Below are 18,449 nucleotides of genomic sequence, written 5' to 3' on the forward strand. Positions count from 1 at the left end.
TGTTGATCTGTTTGTTTGGAGCATCACTGCTGTATGTCTAAACCTGACAACCATTCGGGAAAGTTAAGAAATTCTGTATATTTACATTTAAAATTCATTAAATAGTAATGGAAGAGATCATCAGGGCATTAGAATTAAAAAAGCAACTCGACTCATTGCGTCCGCTTGAAAAGGAGCAGGAGGCAAGGATAATGCAGAAATTCCGTTTGGACTGGAACTACCATTCTAATAACCTTGAGGGCAATTCCCTCACGTATGGAGAGACCAAGGCCCTTATCATGCACGGCATTACCGCCCAAGGAAAGCCGCTGAAAGATCATTTTGAAATCACCGGGCATAATGAAGCCATCAATTGGATCTTAGATATAGTTAAAGGCAGCGATTATCCGTTAACTGAAAATTTTATACGGGAACTGCATACCCTATTGCTGAAAGAGTCCTATGAAGTCGATGCGCAAACGCCTGATGGCAAGCCGACAAAAAAGAGGGTCAAAGTCGGAAGCTACAAAACTTCCCCAAACCATGTGCAGACTAAGACCGGGGAGATGTTCTATTTTGCCACACCCGAGGAAACCCCTGCTAAAATGGGAGACCTGATCGCATGGTACAATGAAAAAATTGCGGACACCGATTTCAATTCCATATTGCTTGCCGCAGAATTTCACTATAAGTTTATACTTATCCACCCTTTTGATGATGGCAATGGCAGGACTGCAAGGATACTAATGAATTTTATCCTGTTGAAATTTGGCTACCCACCGGTAATTATCAAGACAGAAGATAAAGAGAATTACTATGCCGTTTTACGCCTTGCCGATACAGGCAACCTTGAAGCTTTTGTTGAATACATCGCCAAAAACCTGAACCGTTCACTGGAGATAATGATCGCCGGTGCGAATGGAGAAGATATTGAAGAGCCAGATGATATTGATAAGGAGATAGCGTTGCTGGAGAAGAGGTTGGCAGGTTATGGTAAAGAAATTAATAAAGAAAAGTCATTAGAAACAACTAAAGATATTTATGTAAATACAGTTTATCCTTTAGCGATGATGTTAAAGAATAAATTTGTACCGTTTGAGAAATTTTATTTAGATACATATGCTTTTATACAAGTAAACGGTCAACAATTTAATTGGCCAACCTTTCCAGATTCTTCAGATAGTATAATACGTGAAATAAGGATAGGGATAATATTTAGGCAATTAAAAAAAGCAGGATTAGAAAATTATAGTTTCAATTACGATTTAAATATTGACTTTGAAAGCCTCAGCTATATAATTTATGCAGAAAGAAATAAGCCAATCTTTATGAAAAACTATGAGAATTTGAATGACAAGGAAATTAAATTCTTAGTTGATACTGCAATAATGAAATATAAAAGCGAAGTTGAAGAATTCTTGAATAAATAAAATATAAGCAATAGTGAGTACGGAAAAGAGATTTCTCCTGCCGTCGAAATGGAAAAGCACGAAGCATTACGTTGTAGAGGCGTTGCACTGCAACGTCTTACATAATATATAGATTTCTCCACTCCGCAAGCTCCGGTCGAAATGACACATACTGCGGCAACCAAATAAACCCATTAACAAATAACCAAATCAACCGCAGTTAGACCATCCTCTGCGAGATATGAAAGATCGCATCGCCCTGGTACACTATCGGTGAGTCATTGGAATTGATGATATATCCGGTATTCGGCGCTTTTACTTTCTTTTCGAACTTCCCGAACGGATCGGTGATGCAGGCAATGACTTCGCCTTTTTTTACGAATTCGCCGGCCATAGTCTTATTTTGGAACAGGCCGGAATGCCGTGCCCGAATCCAGGTGGAATTATCAATATAAATGGAAGGCCTTTCGGCTACAGGTACTTTCTTTGAAGCATCCAGCATCCCGAAGTGGGCAAGGAACCGCTTTGCGCCACGCACACCGTGTTGTGTAATGTCATCATTGATATCTAAAGACTTTCCGCCCTCGAACAGCAGCATTTTTACGCCCAACTTGTCACAGGAGTTCCGGAAGGAGCCGTTGATGTTCTTTGAGTACAGTGTGAACGGCGCATTAAATACATCGGAGAGCTGTTTCAGTTCGTCGTTACTAGGTACAATGCGTACCTGCGGTGCATTGAAGCGGCTCGCGCCCCCCGCATGGAAGTCGATGCAGTAATCTACATTGGGGATAACCTCTTTTAAAAGGTAGTAGGCAAAGCGGCTGGCCAGCGAGCCGTTCTTGCTTCCGGGGAAAACACGGTTGAGGTCGCGCCCATCGGGGAATTCCCTGCTCTTGTTCACGAACCCGAACACATTGATGACCGGTATGCAGATGATAGTACCTATTTTGGGTTTGTTGATGTGCCGCACGATAAGCTGCCGCACGATCTCCATCCCGTTGATCTCGTCGCCATGCAGCCCTGCCGAGAAAAGCACCACCGGGCCGTCCTCTTTAGAGCGTTCAACAATTATCGGGATCTTCAATTTTGTCATTGTGTAGAGGCGGGCAATTTCAAGATTAATTGTCCTGCTCTCCCCCGGCATTATCTCCTCGTCCAGTATTACAAGTTTACGGTGTTGCTGCATAGGTTTTTGCGAAAGCATAAAAATAGGCAATCCTTTGAATAGTAGGAAATGTATTAGCAAATTTATTATGATGTAGAGACGTTGCACTGCAACGTCTGTTATATCCGGTTTTTTTTGATAACCTGGAAGTAAGCACGGTAACAATCCTGATATATTATCGTCAGGATGATGAATTTGTTTTTAACTTTGCAGTATGCATACCCCTTTAGAATTACAAATACAAACGCTGCCCGATAGTCCCGGGGTGTACCAGTATTTTGATAAGGACGAGAAGCTGCTGTATGTGGGCAAGGCGAAGAACCTGAAGAAAAGGGTAATGTCCTACTTCAACAAGACCCACGATACCGGCCGTATCAACGTGATGGTGCGGAAGATCGTGAACATTAAGCACATCGTTGTCCTTACCGAAAGCGAGGCACTACTGCTGGAGAACAACCTCATTAAAAAACTACAGCCGCGTTATAACGTCCTGCTGAAAGACGACAAGACCTACCCATGGATATGCATCAAAAAGGAGCCATTTCCAAGGATATTCTCTACACGGAAGATCATTAAGGATGGGTCGGAGTACTTCGGTCCCTATACTACTTTTAAGGTGGTGTACACGCTGCTTGACCTTATAAAAGAGCTTTATCCGCTTCGCACCTGCAATTACGATCTTAGCGAACATAATATAAAATCGGGCAAATATAAAGTATGCCTTGAATACCATTTGGGCAATTGCAAAGGGCCTTGCGAAGGGCACGAGCCTTTCGATGTGTACCAGCACCATGTAGATGCAATACGTGAGATTCTGAAAGGTAACTTTAAGGAGAGCCTAAGGGATTTCAAGAAGCGGATGCAGGAATTTGCGATGGATATGCGATTTGAAGAAGCACAACGCATAAAGGAAAAAATGGAAGTGCTCGAGAACTACCAGGCACGGAGTACGGTTTTCAACCCGAAGATATCCAACCTGGATGTGTTCTCCATTATTTCTGACGAAAGCATGGCCTATGTGAACTTCATACAGGTATCACATGGTGCCATTATCCGTAGCCATACGATGGAAATAAAGAAAAAGCTGGACGAGCCGAATGAAGAATTGCTGGAACTTGCGGTTGTGGAACTTCGCGAACGTTTCAACCTTCGTTCGAAAGAGATACTCGCGCCATTCCCTCTAAATTTAGGCGAAGGCGTAAATGTTTCGGTGCCAAAACTGGGCGACAAGAAAATGATACTGGATATGAGCGAGCGCAATGCCCGCTATTTCCGCCTGGACCAACTGAAGCAGATAAAGATCGTGGACCCCGACAGGCATACCACACGCATCATGGCCCAGATGAAGAAAGACCTTCGCCTGCCCGAAGAGCCGCGCCATATCGAGTGCTTTGATAACTCTAATATACAGGGAACCAATCCGGTTGCGGCCTGTGTTGTGTTTAAAGACGGTAAGCCGAGCAAGAAAGACTACAGGCATTTCAACATAAAAACGGTGGAGGGTCCTAATGACTTTGCTTCAATGGAAGAGGTAGTATTTCGCCGTTATAAGAGGCTTTTAGACGAAAATGAGCCGTTGCCGCAACTGATCATCATCGATGGAGGCAAGGGGCAGCTGTCTTCGGCGTTAAAAAGCCTGGATGAGTTGGGGCTGCGTGGTAAAATTACTATATTAGGCATTGCAAAAAGGCTGGAAGAAATTTTCTATCCCGGCGATTCGGTGCCCATGTATCTCGACAAGAAAAGCGAGACGCTCAAGATCATACAGCATCTGCGGAACGAGGCGCACCGTTTCGGGATAACCTTCCACCGTGACAAGCGGAGTAAGGCCGCGTTGCAAACCTCTATGGAAACTATTCCCGGGATAGGGGAAAAGACTATGGTGACACTGCTCACGCATTTCAAATCGGTTAAGCGGCTTACCGCGGCCCCCGAAGAAGAGATTGCTAAAGTGGTAGGCCAGAGTAAGGCCAAAAAGATTACGGAGTTTTATAAGGCAAATACGAAATAATGAACAAATTTTTTCTCCTGCTGTTATGCACGCTTGTTTTCGGCTCCGTCATGGGGCAGGAGAAGAAAGAAGGCAAGCCCAAGGTCGGCGTTGTGCTCAGCGGCGGCGGTGCAAAAGGGCTTGCGCATATAGGCGTACTCAAAGTGCTCGAAGAAGCAGGGGTAGAGATATCGTACATTGGCGGTACCAGCATGGGCGCTATTGTAGGCGGGCTTTATGCATCGGGCTACTCGGCTACTGAGCTTGACTCGATTTTCAGGGCGGTCGATGCCGATGCGCTTTTGAGGGATTTTACCCCGCGCGGGTCAAAGAACTTTTTCGAAAAGCGCAATGATGAGCTTTATGCATTGAGCTTACCTTTCCAAAAATTCCATATTGGCTTCCCTACAGCGCTGTCTAAAGGGCTCTATAATTATACAATGGTAAACAGGCTGACCGACCATGTGCGCCACATCCGTGATTTCGATAGCCTGCCCATACCTTTTGTCTGTATCGCGACGGATATTGAAACGGGCGAGGAAGTCGTGCTGCGGAATGGCGTACTACCAGATGCCATACTGGCCAGCGGGGCATTTCCATCCTTATATGCGCCGGTGGAAATTAAGGGCCGGCTGCTTATCGATGGGGGCGTGACCAACAATTACCCTGTTGAAGAAGTCAGGAAAATGGGTGCCGATATTATTATTGGTGTCGACGTGCAGGACCCGCTGAAAAACCGTGACCAGATAAAGGGCGCTACGGGTATCCTGGTACAGATAAACAACTACCAGATGATACAAAAGATGGACGGCAAGCGAAAGCTCACCGACATCTATATAAAGCCGGATATTTCAGGATTTTCTGTAGTATCTTTTGAAGATGGTATCGCCATCATCAAAAAAGGCGAAGAAGCCGGAAGAAAAATACTGGACCAGTTGCAGGCATTAGGGGTAGGCCACCCGATAGAAAAGCCGCGCGTGCCCGTACAGGATTCTTTAAATGTAGAACAGATAAGGATAGCTGGTATTAATAACTATACCCGGTCGTATGTAATAGGTAAGCTCAGCTTTAAGCCCGGAAGCAGGATAACCTACGATATATTCAATAACGGTATCAGCAATCTTAACGCCACGCAAAACTTTACGGGGATTTCCTATTGTTTTGACGAAGGCACCAGGGGCGAGGTAGTCAATCTGAAGCTTACCGAAAATCCGGTTAATCGTTACCTTAAGTTCGGGCTGCACTATGACGGCTTATACAAAAGCGCCATCCTTGTAAACCTGACACAAAAAAACCTGCTACGCCGCAATGACGTAGCATCGATGGATGTTATACTGGGCGACAATTTCCGTTACAATCTCGATTATTACATCGATAACGGGTTTTATATAAGCTATGGCGTACATTCGCACCTGTATCGCTTTAATCGTAATGTTTCGGCTGATTATTCTGTTGGCGAGTTTGCAGACCTGATGGGGATGGAATCGGTAAATGTTGATTTTTCCGACTGGACTAATCAAATTTACATCCAGACAATATTTGCACAGCGTTTTCTTTTGGGCGGCGGGGCAGAGCACAAGCATGTTAAAATAAAATCGGAGACGATACAGGGTACAGACCCTGTGTTTGATGATAGCGACTATCTCTCACTGTACAGCTACCTAAAGTTCGATTCTTATGACAATAAGTACTTCCCGTCGGAAGGATGGTTCTTTTCCGGGGAAGCAAAGGCCTATATTTATTCATCAGATTATACAGGAGGGTTTGAGCGTTTTACGATTGTAAAGGGAGAAATAGGTACTGCAAAAACCCTCGCGAACAGGCTTACCCTCGAAGTACAATCCGAAACCGGCCTTTCGTTCGGTGAAAACCAGGTGCCAACATTCGACTTTATATTGGGGGGCTATGGCTATTATATGACCAACAGTTTCCGCCATTTTTATGGGTATGATTTCCTGAGCCTTTCAGGCAACAGCTATATAAAAGGGGCAGTAACCCTTGACTATGAATTCGCGAAAAAGCACCACCTCAATCTTGCTGCGAACTATGCAAATGTCGGAAATAACCTGTACGAAGGGGGCGGGATGTTCTCGTTGCCAAAATACAGTGGTTATGCGCTGGGTTACGGCATGGAAACCATTATTGGCCCATTAGAGCTAAAGCACAGCTGGTCGCCCGAAACACACAAGCACCTTACGTGGATTAGTGTAGGGTTTTGGTTTTAATTTTTATGTCTTTTTGTTGATGGGTTGATAAGTTGATTTGAGGCCGTACAGCTATAGACTAGTTTCTTCCAAATAATTCACCTTGCTTTCGTGGCAGTCGAATAAACGTATCAACCCATCAACAAATCAACTTCTCAAAACAAACATTTTGTTAAAAACTTCATAATTTTATTAAAAACCTTATATTTGGGATTCTAAAAACAAATACAAACTATTTATATGTCTATTTGGAGAGTAAAACCCGTTTCTGCTTTTGAAGCAGATATGAAAAAAAGTGAGCTGAAAAGAGTTCTCGGCAAATGGAGCTTAACGGCTATAGGTATTGGGGCTATTATCGGTGGCGGTATCTTTGTACTTACAGGTACAGGAGCTTTTAACCATGCGGGGCCGGCATTGGCGCTTTCATTTGTAATTGCTGGTGTTGCATGTATATTTGCAGCATTATGCTATTCTGAATTTGCTTCGATACTTCCTGTTGAAGGCTCTGCTTATGCTTATGCTTACGGAACAATTGGTGAAATTTTTGCATGGATAATAGGCTGGGGGTTAATCCTCGAATATGCCATGGGATCTATGACGGTCGCTGTTTCCTGGTCGGGTTATTTTAATAAGATGCTGCACATGTTTGGTATAGTCCTGCCCGATTACCTAACCACCGATCCTGCCAGCTATACCGGCGAAGGCTTCTCTATGAACCTACCGGCATTCCTAATAGTACTGTTTGTTATAGGCATACTTACAAGGGGAACGTCAGGTGCTGCAAAAGCGAATAACTTCATCGTGATACTTAAAGTTTCGGCAGTTATATTTGTAATTGTAGCAGGCCTTTTCTTTGTTAATATGGAAAATTGGTCACCATTTATACCTGAAGCTAAAACTATTATGGTTGACGGTAAACCCCACGAAGCGTACGGAGTGGGTGGTATTATTTCAGGTGCGGCAGCCATATTTTTTGCCTATGTAGGGTTTGATGCCGTTTCTACGCAGGCCGGTGAAGCCATCAATCCTAAAAAAGACATTCCTTTTGCTATCATTGCATCGTTATTAGTATGTACGCTGCTTTATATCCTGGTTTCTTTAGTGCTTACAGGTATGATGGATTATCAGAATTTCGATCCTAAGGGCGCCTATCCGGAAGCTATTAAAGCTCCTGTCGCGTATGCATTTGATATTGCAGGGCAGGCATGGGCAGGCTATATTATTACTATTGCAGCAACTATAGGTTTAATCTCTGTATTGATGGTAATGATCATGGGCCAGTCGAGGATATTCCTTGGAATGTCGAAAGACGGCTTAATACCTCCTGTATTCTCAAGGGTTCACGCTATAACGGGTACACCAAGGAGAAACCTTATAATATTGGGTACGTTTATTTCAATCGTTGCCGCCTTTACGCCGATAAGCAAACTTGCAGACATGACCAGCTTTGGTACCCTTTTTGCCTTTACGATGGTTTGTATAGCCGTTTGGATATTAAGGGTGAAACAACCGGGATTGGTACGTACATTTAAAGTGCCTTACCTGCCTGTAATTGCAGTGTGCGGTATTCTTATAAACACTTACCTTATGATCAACCTGAGTGTTGATGCGCAATTGCTTTCGCTGTCATGGCTGGTAGTTGGGGTTTTAGTGTATTTCTCTTATGGCAAGCGCAACAGTAAGCTGGGCAAGCCTACCGATACGACATTATAATTTTTTTATAACAAACACACCTTTGAATCCCGATGGCTTTGCTGTCGGGATTTTTTTTGGTTCAACGACTGCTGTGGCGATATCGATTGCGGTAAATTCATTTTTCTTCAAAAAACTACCCTGAAAATTAAATTTTCACGATATTTGTGTAATGAATGTACAATGGGCCGGTTTATTAGGATATTTAAAATACCTCATCAAGAGAAATCCCGAATGAGGCAAAAGTGTATGTATCGGACTATTGTTTAATTAATACATTTCAAATATGCCTATCTATCATAAACTGGGGGATTTCCCCCAAAAGCGCCATACACAGTTTGAAAAACCAACCGGGGGCCTCTACTACGAGCAGCTTTTCGGTACCGAAGGGTTTCATGGCAACTCAGCGCTGCTGTATCACGTTCACAGGCCTACACAGGTTAAGGAGATAATCAAATCCTACTCTGTTGAGCCAAAAATTGCCATAGACAAGAATATAAAGTCGCTCCTGCTAAAAGGTTTTGATTTAAAGCCTCAGGACGATTACCTGGACAGCCGCAAGGCAATGCTGGTAAACCGCGACTGCATCATAGGGCTTGCCGCGCCGAGGAAGTCGCTTCGCACCTATTTTTACAAAAATGCCGATGCCGATGAGATGCTGTTCATCCACAAAGGGAAAGGAAAACTGCGCACCTTTATGGGCAACATTCCGTTTGAGTATGGCGATTACCTTATCATTCCGCGCGGTATGATTTACCAGATTGATTTTGAGACCGAAGATAACCGCCTGTTCTATGTAGAATCGATAGCGCCCTTCTATACGCCAAAGCGCTATAAAAACAGCAGCGGCCAGCATCTGGAGCATTCGCCATTCTGCGAAAGGGACTTTAAATTGCCTAACGAACTGGAAACATTCGACGAAAAAGGCGATTTCCTGATCAAAATAAAAAAAGAAGGCATGATGCATGAAGTGGTATATGCTACGCACCCATTCGACGTTGTAGGGTGGGATGGCTATAACTTTCCTTATGGCTTCAGCATCCATAATTTCGAGCCGATAACAGGCCGTGTACACCAGCCGCCTCCGGTACACCAAACGTTTGAGACCTCTACATTCGTAGTATGCTCATTCTGCCCAAGGCTGTACGATTACCATCCGAAAGCAATCCCTGCGCCATACAACCACAGCAACATCGACAGTGATGAGGTACTGTATTATGTTGATGGCGACTTCATGAGCCGTAACAACATCGAGCAGGGCCACATAACACTGCACCCTAAAGGTATCCCTCACGGACCTGCACCGGGTGCTATGGAAAGAAGTATTGGTAAAACAGTGACCGAAGAACTTGCGGTAATGGTAGATACCTTCCGCCCGCTGATGGTTACCGAAGAAGCCATGGGCCTTGATGATGGACAGTATTACAAATCGTGGGTAGAATAGAGTTTCTCCCTATCCTCTCCAAATGAGCGGAAACCAAGAATAGATAAGATATAACGTATAATAATTTTCACGTTCCAATGCCCCTCTCCTTTGGAGAGGGGTAGGGGGTGAGGCCAAAATAACACAAATAGCTGACTCCTTGTCAGTTAAGAAAAGCATAAATAATATGAGTAAAGAAGTTAAAAACGTAGAGTACGGACTCGAAAAAATATTTGAAGGTGCGCAGGATTTCCTTCCCCTTCTCGGGACAGATTATGTAGAATTTTATGTGGGCAATGCCAAGCAGGCGGCACATTATTATAAAACAGCTTTCGGTTACCAGTCTTTGGCGTATGCCGGCTTGGAAACAGGGGTAAAAGACAGGGCATCGTATGTACTGAAGCAGGACAAGATACGCCTGGTGCTTACTACGCCGCTTGTAGCCGATTCGCCGCTGAACGACCATATTGTGAAGCATGGCGACGGTGTAAAGATCGTGGCGCTTTGGGTAGAAGATGCGAGGAAATCGTTTGAAGAGACGACTAAGCGCGGTGCAAAAGTGTTTATGGAGCCAACTGTTGAAACCGATGAGTTTGGCGAAGTAGTGCGCGCGGGTATCTTTACCTATGGCGAAACAGTACACATGTTTGTAGAGCGCAAAAACTATAACGGGGCTTTCCTTCCGGGATATAAAGAGTGGAAATCGGATTATAACCCTGAGCCTACGGGCCTTAAGTATATCGACCACATGGTGGGCAACGTAGGCTGGAACGAAATGAATACATGGGTGAACTGGTATGAAGAGGTGATGGGCTTTGTGAACTTCCTTTCGTTTGACGACAAGCAGATCAATACCGAATATTCGGCGCTAATGAGTAAGGTAATGAGCAATGGCAATGGCAGGATCAAATTCCCGATTAACGAACCGGCAGAAGGCAAAAAGAGGTCGCAGATCGAGGAATACCTTGATTTTTATGGAGGTCCGGGTGTACAGCACATTGCTATCGCTACCGATGATATCATCAAAACAGTATCCGACCTTAAGTCAAGGGGCGTAGAATTCCTTTCGGCACCGCCGCAGGCCTATTATGACGCGATCCCTGCACGCCTGGGCAGCCACATGGACATGATGAAGGAAGATATTAAAACATTGCAAAGCCTCGCTATCATGGTAGATGCTGATGAAGAGGGCTACCTGCTGCAGATATTTACCAAGCCGGTTGAAGACAGGCCGACGCTGTTTTATGAAATAATACAGCGAATGGGTGCACGCGGATTTGGTGCCGGAAACTTTAAAGCGCTGTTTGAGAGCATAGAACGTGAACAGCAGTTAAGAGGAACGTTGTAAAATCATCCTTTTTTTGAAAGATGTATAATTTTAAGCCAATCATAGGAGTGTTTTTTGAATGATATGTGTTAAAGTCGAATTTGTATAAATAATTCTTCAAAAAACATATACCTTTGCACTCGCAAAAAAGGAGGAGTTCATAGGCCTCCTGATTTTGTAAAGTAAATTTTCATAATTTATAGTTTTTTGGTTGGTTAATAGCATAAAAACCCGGTCATTATTTTGACTGGGTTTTTTTGTTTAGTATTTTTGGAACAGAAATTGCATTTATGGATGTATCCACAAAAAACAAAAAATTACTATGAGAAAATTGATAGCAATGATTTTGCTTCTTACGGCCAGCAATGCTTTTTCGCAAGGCGCCTTTACCACGGGGGAATATTTTAAGTTTCGAATACACTATGGTGTTGTAAATGCGGGGTATGCCACTCTTGAAGTTAAGGAAGCGGTAAGGAACAATAAGAAGATCCACCATGTTGTAGGGAACGGGTACACTACCGGAATGACAAAATTTTTCTTTAAGGTACAGGATACTTATGAGAGTTATTTTGACAAAGCCACCAGCAAGCCTTTTCAGTCGGTGCGAAAAATTGATGAAGGAGGCTATACCAAGAATCAGGAGTCTTTTTTCCAGCAGGCAAATAACACGGTTACCGTTAAGGATTATAAAAATAAAACCGAAAAAACCTATTCGGTTACCGAAAACGTGCAGGATGTGGTCTCTGCGTTCTACTACCTCAGGAACCATCCCAGCATAGATAAGCTGAAAGTAGGCGAATCTATATCCCTTGATATGTTTTTTGACGATGAGGTGATAAAATTTAAGCTGAAATTCATTGGCAGGGAAAATTTAAAAACTAAATTTGGAACCGTTTCTACAATGATATTCAGGCCGCTTGTACAGGCAGGCCGTGTATTTAAAGAGGAAGAAAGTTTAACTGTCTGGGTTTCAGACGACGAAAATAAATTGCCGTTAAGGATCAAGGCGAGCCTTGCGGTTGGGTCATTAAAGGCAGACCTTGATTCATACAAGGGGCTTGCTCACCCGTTCACAGCCAAAAAGTAAAATAAAGCGATGGAGCTAACAACCCCAATACAGGACACACTAAATGAAATTGATAAAAAATTTCAGGCGATAAACCAAAAAACCGAAACACACCTTGAAGGATTGTTGTGGTCGAAGCCTATTACGTATTGGGATTATATCAACACCGATGCACTGCTCAATTTACAGATACAGCGCACCACACTGCCCGATGAGATGGTGTTCATTATGTATCACCAGATAAATGAGCTCCTTTTTAAGATGATACTATGGGAAGTGGAGCAGCTTTGCCACAACGAAGCGCCTTCCACTTCTTTTTTTACCGAAAAACTGATGCGCATCAGCCGCTACTTCGATATGCTTACCACATCGTTTGATATTATGGGGGATGGCATGGATGTAGGGCAGTATATGAAATTCCGCAACACCCTTACGCCGGCTAGCGGATTCCAGAGCGCGCAATATCGTCTGATCGAGTTTGCGAGCACCGACCTTATCAATCTTATAGACTATCGCTTCCGTGCGACAATAGACCGCAATACGCCATACGAGCATGCTTTGGAGCACTTGTATTGGCAGGCAGCCGGGAAAGATTATAAAACCGGACAGAAAAGCTTCCTTTTGGCTGAATTCGAGCGAAAATATAAAGGGGAGTTCCTGCGTTATATGGAAGAATATAACACAATTAATATCTGGAGGAAATTCAGGCAGCTGCCGGAAGAAGCCCAGAAGGATACTATGCTGATAAAAGCGATGCGCCATTATGACTATACGGTAAATGTTACCTGGGTAATGGGACATCTGAATACCGCAAAAAAATATATAGAAAGTGTTTCCGGGCCGCAGGAGGCCACCGGCGGGAGCGACTGGAAGAAATACATGCATCCCAAATATCAAAGAAGGATATTTTTTCCTGAGCTTTGGAGCGAGGAAGAACTGAGGTCCTGGGGAGAAAATGTATAACTGAAAAAACGGAGACACCATTGAAGTATTTAAGCGCCATACTAGTACTACTAACACTGATTGCCTGTAAAGAAGAGGAAAAAACCAAGAATATAAAGCCCGCCGTTAAGAAAGAAGTCATCAATAAAGAATTTGGCTTTACGCTTAACGAATTTAAAGTAGTGCGCGACACTATACAAAATGGCGATACTTTTGGTAAACTCCTGGGCGATGAGGGGTATGACGCGGCACAGGTTCACAAAGTTACCGAAGCGATTAAAGATTCCTTTGACCTTAGGAACATCCGTGTAGGCAAGCCTTTTACAATGCTCAAGCAAAAACAATCGCCCAACAAGCTGCAGGTTTTTGTGTACCAGCCCGATAATACGAGCTATTATGTGGTCGACCTTCGCGATTCAATTGCCAAAGCCTACAAAACCGTAAAACCCGTTACTATCAAACGCCGGATTATTGCTGCCGAAATAGAAGGATCGCTGGCCGAAACACTCGACAATGCCGGTGCAAGCCCAGCGCTGGCGCACGAACTATCTGAAATATATGCATGGAGCATCGACTTCTTTAAAATACAGAAGGGCGATAAGTTTGCCGTGACCGTAAACGAAAAATACATAGACGGGACAGAATATGCAGGGATCGAAAGTATAGAAGCCTCCTATTTTGAATACAAAGGCAAAAAAATATACGCCTTCCCTTTTAAGCAGGACGTTAATGCCAAAAGGGCTGATTATTACGACGAGGAAGGCAAGGTGCTTAAGAGCATGTTCCTTAAAGCGCCATTAAAGTTCAGCCGTATCAGCTCCCGCTTTTCGCCAAGGCGTTTCCATCCGGTACAGGGGCAATGGAAGGCGCACAACGGCACGGATTATGCCGCGCCGCAGGGCACACCTATTATGACAACTGCAAGCGGTGTTGTAGAGCGCACCGGCTATACATCAGGCAACGGCAATTTTGTAAAAGTGAGGCATAATGGTATGTATTCCACGCAATACCTGCACATGTCCAGGATAATAGCACGGCAGGGGCAAAGGGTTACGCAGGGCGACATTATAGGCCTCGTGGGCAGTACCGGCCTGGCAACAGGACCGCACGTATGCTACCGCTTTTGGAAAAATGGCGTACAGGTAGATGCACTAAGGCAAAAACTCCCAAGCTCAGAGCCAATGACAGACAAGCATAAGCCCAGGTTTATTGCCTACATGACTCCGCTCAAAAAAGAGCTCGACAGTATATCGAACATCAAATTCAAACAATAAATTCACATGGCACTACAAAATATTAATCCGTCAGGTACTGCTGCATGGCAGGGATTACGCGAACATTTTTCTGAAATGCAATATGCATCGATGAAGGAAATGTTTGCCGCCGAAAAAAACAGGGCAGAAAAATTCCACATCCAATGGAACGATTTCCTTATCGACTATTCAAAAAACATCATCAACGATAAAACCATAGCGCTGCTTCAGGGACTTGCTAAAGAAGCTGGCCTTAAGGGCGCTATAGAGAGCTATTTTGAAGGCGAATCGATCAACAGGACCGAAGGCAGGGCAGTGCTTCATACGGCGCTTAGGGCGCCTGAAAATGCTTCTGTAAAGGTAGAGGGCGTTAATGTAATGCCTGAGATCTATTCCGTTAAAAATAAAATGAAACAGTTTTGCGAAGCCATCATCAGCGGAAGCAAAAAAGGGTATACCGGAAAAGCGTTTACCGATGTGGTGAATATCGGCATCGGTGGTTCCGACCTTGGCCCGGCAATGGTAGTGGAGTCATTGAAATTCTATAAGAACCACCTCAATGTACGCTTTATATCGAATGTGGATGGCGATCACGTAATGGAAAGCCTGAAGGGCCTCGACCCGGAAACTACATTGTTTGTAATAGCTTCAAAAACCTTTACCACTCAGGAAACCCTTACCAATGCCGAAACCGCAAGGGACTGGTTCCTTACCACTGCAAAACAGGAGGATGTGGCTAAGCATTTTGTAGCCGTATCTACTAACATACAGAAGGTAACCCAATTCGGTATTGACGAAAATAATATCTTCCCGATGTGGGACTGGGTAGGCGGTCGTTTCTCCCTTTGGAGCGCTGTTGGGCTTACGATTGCACTGGCTGTCGGGTTTGATAATTTTGATGGCTTGCTTAAGGGTGCACACGATATGGATGAGCATTTCCGCACGGCCGACTTTGATAAAAACATTCCTGTTGTACTGGCTCTACTGAGCATTTGGTACAACAATTTCTTTGGTGCCGAAAGCGAGGCGCTGATACCGTACACACAATACCTTCAAAAACTCGCACCCTACCTGCAGCAGGGTATTATGGAAAGCAACGGCAAAAGCGTTGGACGTGATGGTAATCCGGTAAATTACCAGACAGGTACTATTATTTGGGGTGAGCCGGGCACCAACTCGCAGCACGCTTTCTTCCAGCTGATCCACCAGGGCACCAAACTGATACCAACCGACTTTATAGGCTTTATCGAGCCGCTGTACGGTAATAAAGATCACCATGACAAACTGATGTCGAACTTCTTTGCACAATCGGAGGCATTGCTCAATGGCAAAACCGAAGCACAGGTAAAAGCAGAATTCGACAAGCAGGGTGTAACCGGCGAAAAAGCGGACTATCTGCTGCCGTTTAAAGTATTTGCAGGCAACAAGCCAACTAATACCTTCCTTATCAAAAAGCTTACCCCTGAAACGCTTGGATCCCTTGTAGCGCTGTATGAGCATAAGATATTTGTACAGGGCGTTATCTGGAATATTTTCAGCTACGACCAGTGGGGCGTGGAGTTGGGCAAACAGTTAGCCAACTCCATTCTTGACGAAATAAATACGGGCGAAATAAAGCAGCATGACGGCTCGACAACACTGTTGTTGAAAACTTTTTTAGGCAAATAATTTAGAAAGCCTATAACCTATAAAATACCCCGCGGTTTACTGTAAACCGTGGGGTTTTTGGTTGAATAGGCACGTTAAATTTTAAGCGTAATTAGTTATTAGACAGTCTCTAAATAAGCGTTAACAACTAATTAACAGGACTTTTTGGGTTGATTTTTACAGGTAATGTGCTATATTTGCTTTTCCTAAAAAATAAAAAAACGATGTACACAGGTGTTTTAGACCTCCATTCTTATTGGGCTTTTGCAGTGTTGGGATTGCTTTTGATCGCTGTACTTAATGCCTTTGCAGGCCTTGCATCAAAGAGGGCTTTCCTGCCGAAAGACAGGCAGATTTCTATGATAGCCCTTATCTTTACGCACGTACAATTTGTTTTAGGATTAGTATTGATTTTTGTATCCCCCGCTATGGAAGCTGCGAAAGCGGCAGGTATGGGAGCAGTTATGAAGGACAGTCACCTGCGTTTGCTGCTTGTAGAGCACCCGCTTGTAAATTTAATAGCGATCATCCTTATTACGATAGGATGGTCTAAACATAAGAAAGCCGGGGATGCCGGTAAAAAATTTAAGAATATTGGATATTTATATGCTATAGGATTAATTTTGCTTTTAAGCAGGATACCATACGGACAATGGTTCGATTAAGTTGAACACCATAAAGCCCTCAAGGGCTTTTTTAATCCATGGCATGTTATTTGTTTAATGAAAGGACCTAAATAAATTATTATGAAGAATAGTAGTCTTATTTTTAGTGCCGCTTTATTATTTTCGATAATAACTGGCTTTGCAACAAGTACAACATCTGTTGCCAAAAAAGAGAATGTAAAAACAATTGCTGCCATTACTAAGGCAGATACTACAGAGGTTGCGATTGCCGCACCCGAAAAACCTGAAATCCCAAAGCTTACACTATACAAAAAAAGCGCCCTGGCTACCTACTACGCTGACAAATTCAATGGTAAGAAGACAAGCAGCGGAGAGCGTTTCCACAACAAGCACTATACTGCGGCCCACATGAAGCTTCCTTTCGGGACCATGCTCAGGGTAACCAATGAATCCAACGGAAAATCAGTTGATGTTAAGGTAAACGACCGCGGGCCCTTCAGCAAAAAACTTGAGATCGACCTTACCAAAGCTGCTTTCATGGAGATCGCTTCCAACAAAGGAAGTGGCAGCTTTAAGGTAAAAATGGAGATCATCGAAAAGAAATAATCTTTCCTTATGGCTAAAAAAGCCGTTGCCCTTTTCTTATTCACACTTATAGCATTTGGCTGTTCATCGTCGAAAGGCGCTTTTACATCGTATGACAAAAAAGCGGTTGCCTGCTACTATGCTGATAAGTTCAATGGGAAGAAAACTGCAAACGGTGATACTTTCAATAATAGCAAATATACTGCTGCCCATAGAAAGTTGGCTTTCGGCACCAAAGTTAAAGTGACCAATATTGCAAATGGCAAGTCCGTAGTAGTGACGGTTAATGACCGTGGCCCTTTTTCCGCCGGAAAAGATATTGACCTTACCAAAAAGGCCTTTATGGAAATTACCGATAACAAGAACCACGGGGAGATCAAAGTGTCTATTGAGATAGCGAAGTAGTTTAATTTCAGTTTTAAAATATAGAGATTTCTCCTTCGTTAAAATGGAATACTGTATTCCATTTTAACGAAGGAGAAATCTCTTTTTTATGTAGTGCTGGACTTTAAAGTCTGTTATTCAGCTTCCGAAAACCAATAATCTTTTTCTTAACAAATCTTTAACGCAAACTTTAGTTCGGTTGGTTCGGTTTGTAACGAACTAAGTTTTATCTTTGGCAAAAATTTAAGGAACATGTCAGACATAAAGAAGGAGAAGGAAGAGTTGATAGAGATGTTTGGGATCCATTTTGAAAATTTCCACAACATGCCGCCGCTTGGTGCGAGGATATTCGCTACGGTAATATTAGACTGTTGCAGTACCGGGATGACCTTTGAAGACCTTGTAGAGCGTATGGGAGCAAGTAAAAGTTCGGTTTCTACCAACCTGAACCTGCTGCTTAAGCTTGGAAAAATAACCTATTATACCCTGCCGGGAGACCGGAAAAAATATTTTAAGCCATCGCCTTTCAGCGAAAGGTTCAGCAACTACATGAAAATGATCGAATTTGAAAAGATCATTCTCGACAGGATGCTGGCCTACCGCGAAAAGACGGCTGTATGCGTTGCCGAAAAAGGCGATCTCGAAAGGACAAGGGCCTATAAACAACATGTACTGCAAATGGAGGAGCTGCTGACGAGCACCATCAATAAATTTAAGGAAATAGAGAAAAGTAAAACCGATAATCAATAATCATCAC

15 protein-coding genes are annotated in these 18,449 nt (G+C 43.5%); 14 read left to right on the plus strand and 1 reads right to left on the minus strand.

What is annotated here, in order from left to right; genetic code table 11:
* Positions 1 to 107 precede the first annotated feature (107 nt).
* Positions 108 to 1,409 carry a Fic family protein gene (locus AAEO56_RS12925; RefSeq protein WP_341697487.1) on the plus strand — a complete coding sequence of 434 codons (1,302 nt, stop codon included), beginning with the start codon at positions 108 to 110 and terminating at the stop codon, positions 1,407 to 1,409.
* Positions 1,410 to 1,608: 199 nt separating this feature from the next.
* On the opposite strand, the gene AAEO56_RS12930 is transcribed toward AAEO56_RS12925, so the two are convergent.
* Complete coding sequence (locus AAEO56_RS12930) at positions 1,609 to 2,574, minus strand: succinylglutamate desuccinylase/aspartoacylase family protein (protein ID WP_341697488.1); 966 nt, start codon at positions 2,572 to 2,574, stop codon at positions 1,609 to 1,611.
* Positions 2,575 to 2,767: 193 nt separating this feature from the next.
* On the opposite strand from AAEO56_RS12930, the gene uvrC reads away from it, so the two are divergent.
* From uvrC to AAEO56_RS12995, 13 genes are all read left to right on the plus strand, one after another.
* On the plus strand, positions 2,768 to 4,564 hold the full coding sequence (uvrC, locus tag AAEO56_RS12935; RefSeq protein WP_341697489.1) for an excinuclease ABC subunit UvrC: 1,797 nt from the start codon (positions 2,768 to 2,770) through the stop codon (positions 4,562 to 4,564).
* Positions 4,564 to 6,768, plus strand: coding sequence for a patatin-like phospholipase family protein (locus AAEO56_RS12940; protein ID WP_341697490.1), 2,205 nt, complete (start codon positions 4,564 to 4,566; stop codon positions 6,766 to 6,768). The genes uvrC and AAEO56_RS12940 overlap by 1 nt, the downstream gene beginning before the upstream one ends.
* Positions 6,769 to 6,987: 219 nt before the next feature.
* Positions 6,988 to 8,460 (plus strand): amino acid permease, encoded by a 1,473-nt coding sequence (locus tag AAEO56_RS12945; RefSeq protein ID WP_341697491.1) that lies wholly within the window; start codon positions 6,988 to 6,990, stop codon positions 8,458 to 8,460.
* Between the two features lie 265 nt (positions 8,461 to 8,725).
* Positions 8,726 to 9,883, plus strand: a complete 1,158-nt coding sequence (locus AAEO56_RS12950; protein ID WP_341697492.1) for a homogentisate 1,2-dioxygenase — start codon at positions 8,726 to 8,728, stop codon at positions 9,881 to 9,883.
* A gap of 166 nt (positions 9,884 to 10,049) precedes the next feature.
* Positions 10,050 to 11,210 carry a 4-hydroxyphenylpyruvate dioxygenase gene (gene hppD / locus AAEO56_RS12955; protein ID WP_341697493.1) on the plus strand — a complete coding sequence of 387 codons (1,161 nt, stop codon included), beginning with the start codon at positions 10,050 to 10,052 and terminating at the stop codon, positions 11,208 to 11,210.
* A gap of 301 nt (positions 11,211 to 11,511) precedes the next feature.
* A complete protein-coding gene (locus AAEO56_RS12960) occupies positions 11,512 to 12,276 on the plus strand; it encodes a DUF3108 domain-containing protein (protein ID WP_341697494.1) in 765 nt (254 codons plus the stop codon).
* 9 nt (positions 12,277 to 12,285) lie between these two features.
* On the plus strand, positions 12,286 to 13,218 hold the full coding sequence (locus AAEO56_RS12965; protein ID WP_341697495.1) for a tryptophan 2,3-dioxygenase family protein: 933 nt from the start codon (positions 12,286 to 12,288) through the stop codon (positions 13,216 to 13,218).
* Positions 13,219 to 13,238: 20 nt separating this feature from the next.
* On the plus strand, positions 13,239 to 14,471 hold the full coding sequence (locus AAEO56_RS12970) for a peptidoglycan DD-metalloendopeptidase family protein (RefSeq protein ID WP_341697496.1): 1,233 nt from the start codon (positions 13,239 to 13,241) through the stop codon (positions 14,469 to 14,471).
* A gap of 6 nt (positions 14,472 to 14,477) precedes the next feature.
* Complete coding sequence (gene pgi / locus AAEO56_RS12975) at positions 14,478 to 16,118, plus strand: glucose-6-phosphate isomerase (RefSeq protein WP_341697497.1); 1,641 nt, start codon at positions 14,478 to 14,480, stop codon at positions 16,116 to 16,118.
* A gap of 203 nt (positions 16,119 to 16,321) precedes the next feature.
* Positions 16,322 to 16,762: a hypothetical protein gene (locus tag AAEO56_RS12980; protein WP_341697498.1), complete on the plus strand. Its 441-nt coding sequence runs from the start codon at positions 16,322 to 16,324 to the stop codon at positions 16,760 to 16,762.
* 81 nt (positions 16,763 to 16,843) lie between these two features.
* Positions 16,844 to 17,329, plus strand: coding sequence for a septal ring lytic transglycosylase RlpA family protein (locus tag AAEO56_RS12985; protein WP_341697499.1), 486 nt, complete (start codon positions 16,844 to 16,846; stop codon positions 17,327 to 17,329).
* Between the two features lie 9 nt (positions 17,330 to 17,338).
* Positions 17,339 to 17,713, plus strand: a complete 375-nt coding sequence (locus AAEO56_RS12990) for a septal ring lytic transglycosylase RlpA family protein (RefSeq protein WP_341697500.1) — start codon at positions 17,339 to 17,341, stop codon at positions 17,711 to 17,713.
* 231 nt (positions 17,714 to 17,944) lie between these two features.
* Positions 17,945 to 18,442 carry a GbsR/MarR family transcriptional regulator gene (locus AAEO56_RS12995; RefSeq protein WP_341697501.1) on the plus strand — a complete coding sequence of 166 codons (498 nt, stop codon included), beginning with the start codon at positions 17,945 to 17,947 and terminating at the stop codon, positions 18,440 to 18,442.
* The last annotated feature ends 7 nt before the right edge of the window (positions 18,443 to 18,449 follow it).

Origin of the sequence: Flavobacterium arundinis (genome assembly GCF_038289855.1) — a bacterium.
GTDB lineage: Bacteria > Bacteroidota > Bacteroidia > Flavobacteriales > Flavobacteriaceae > Flavobacterium > Flavobacterium arundinis.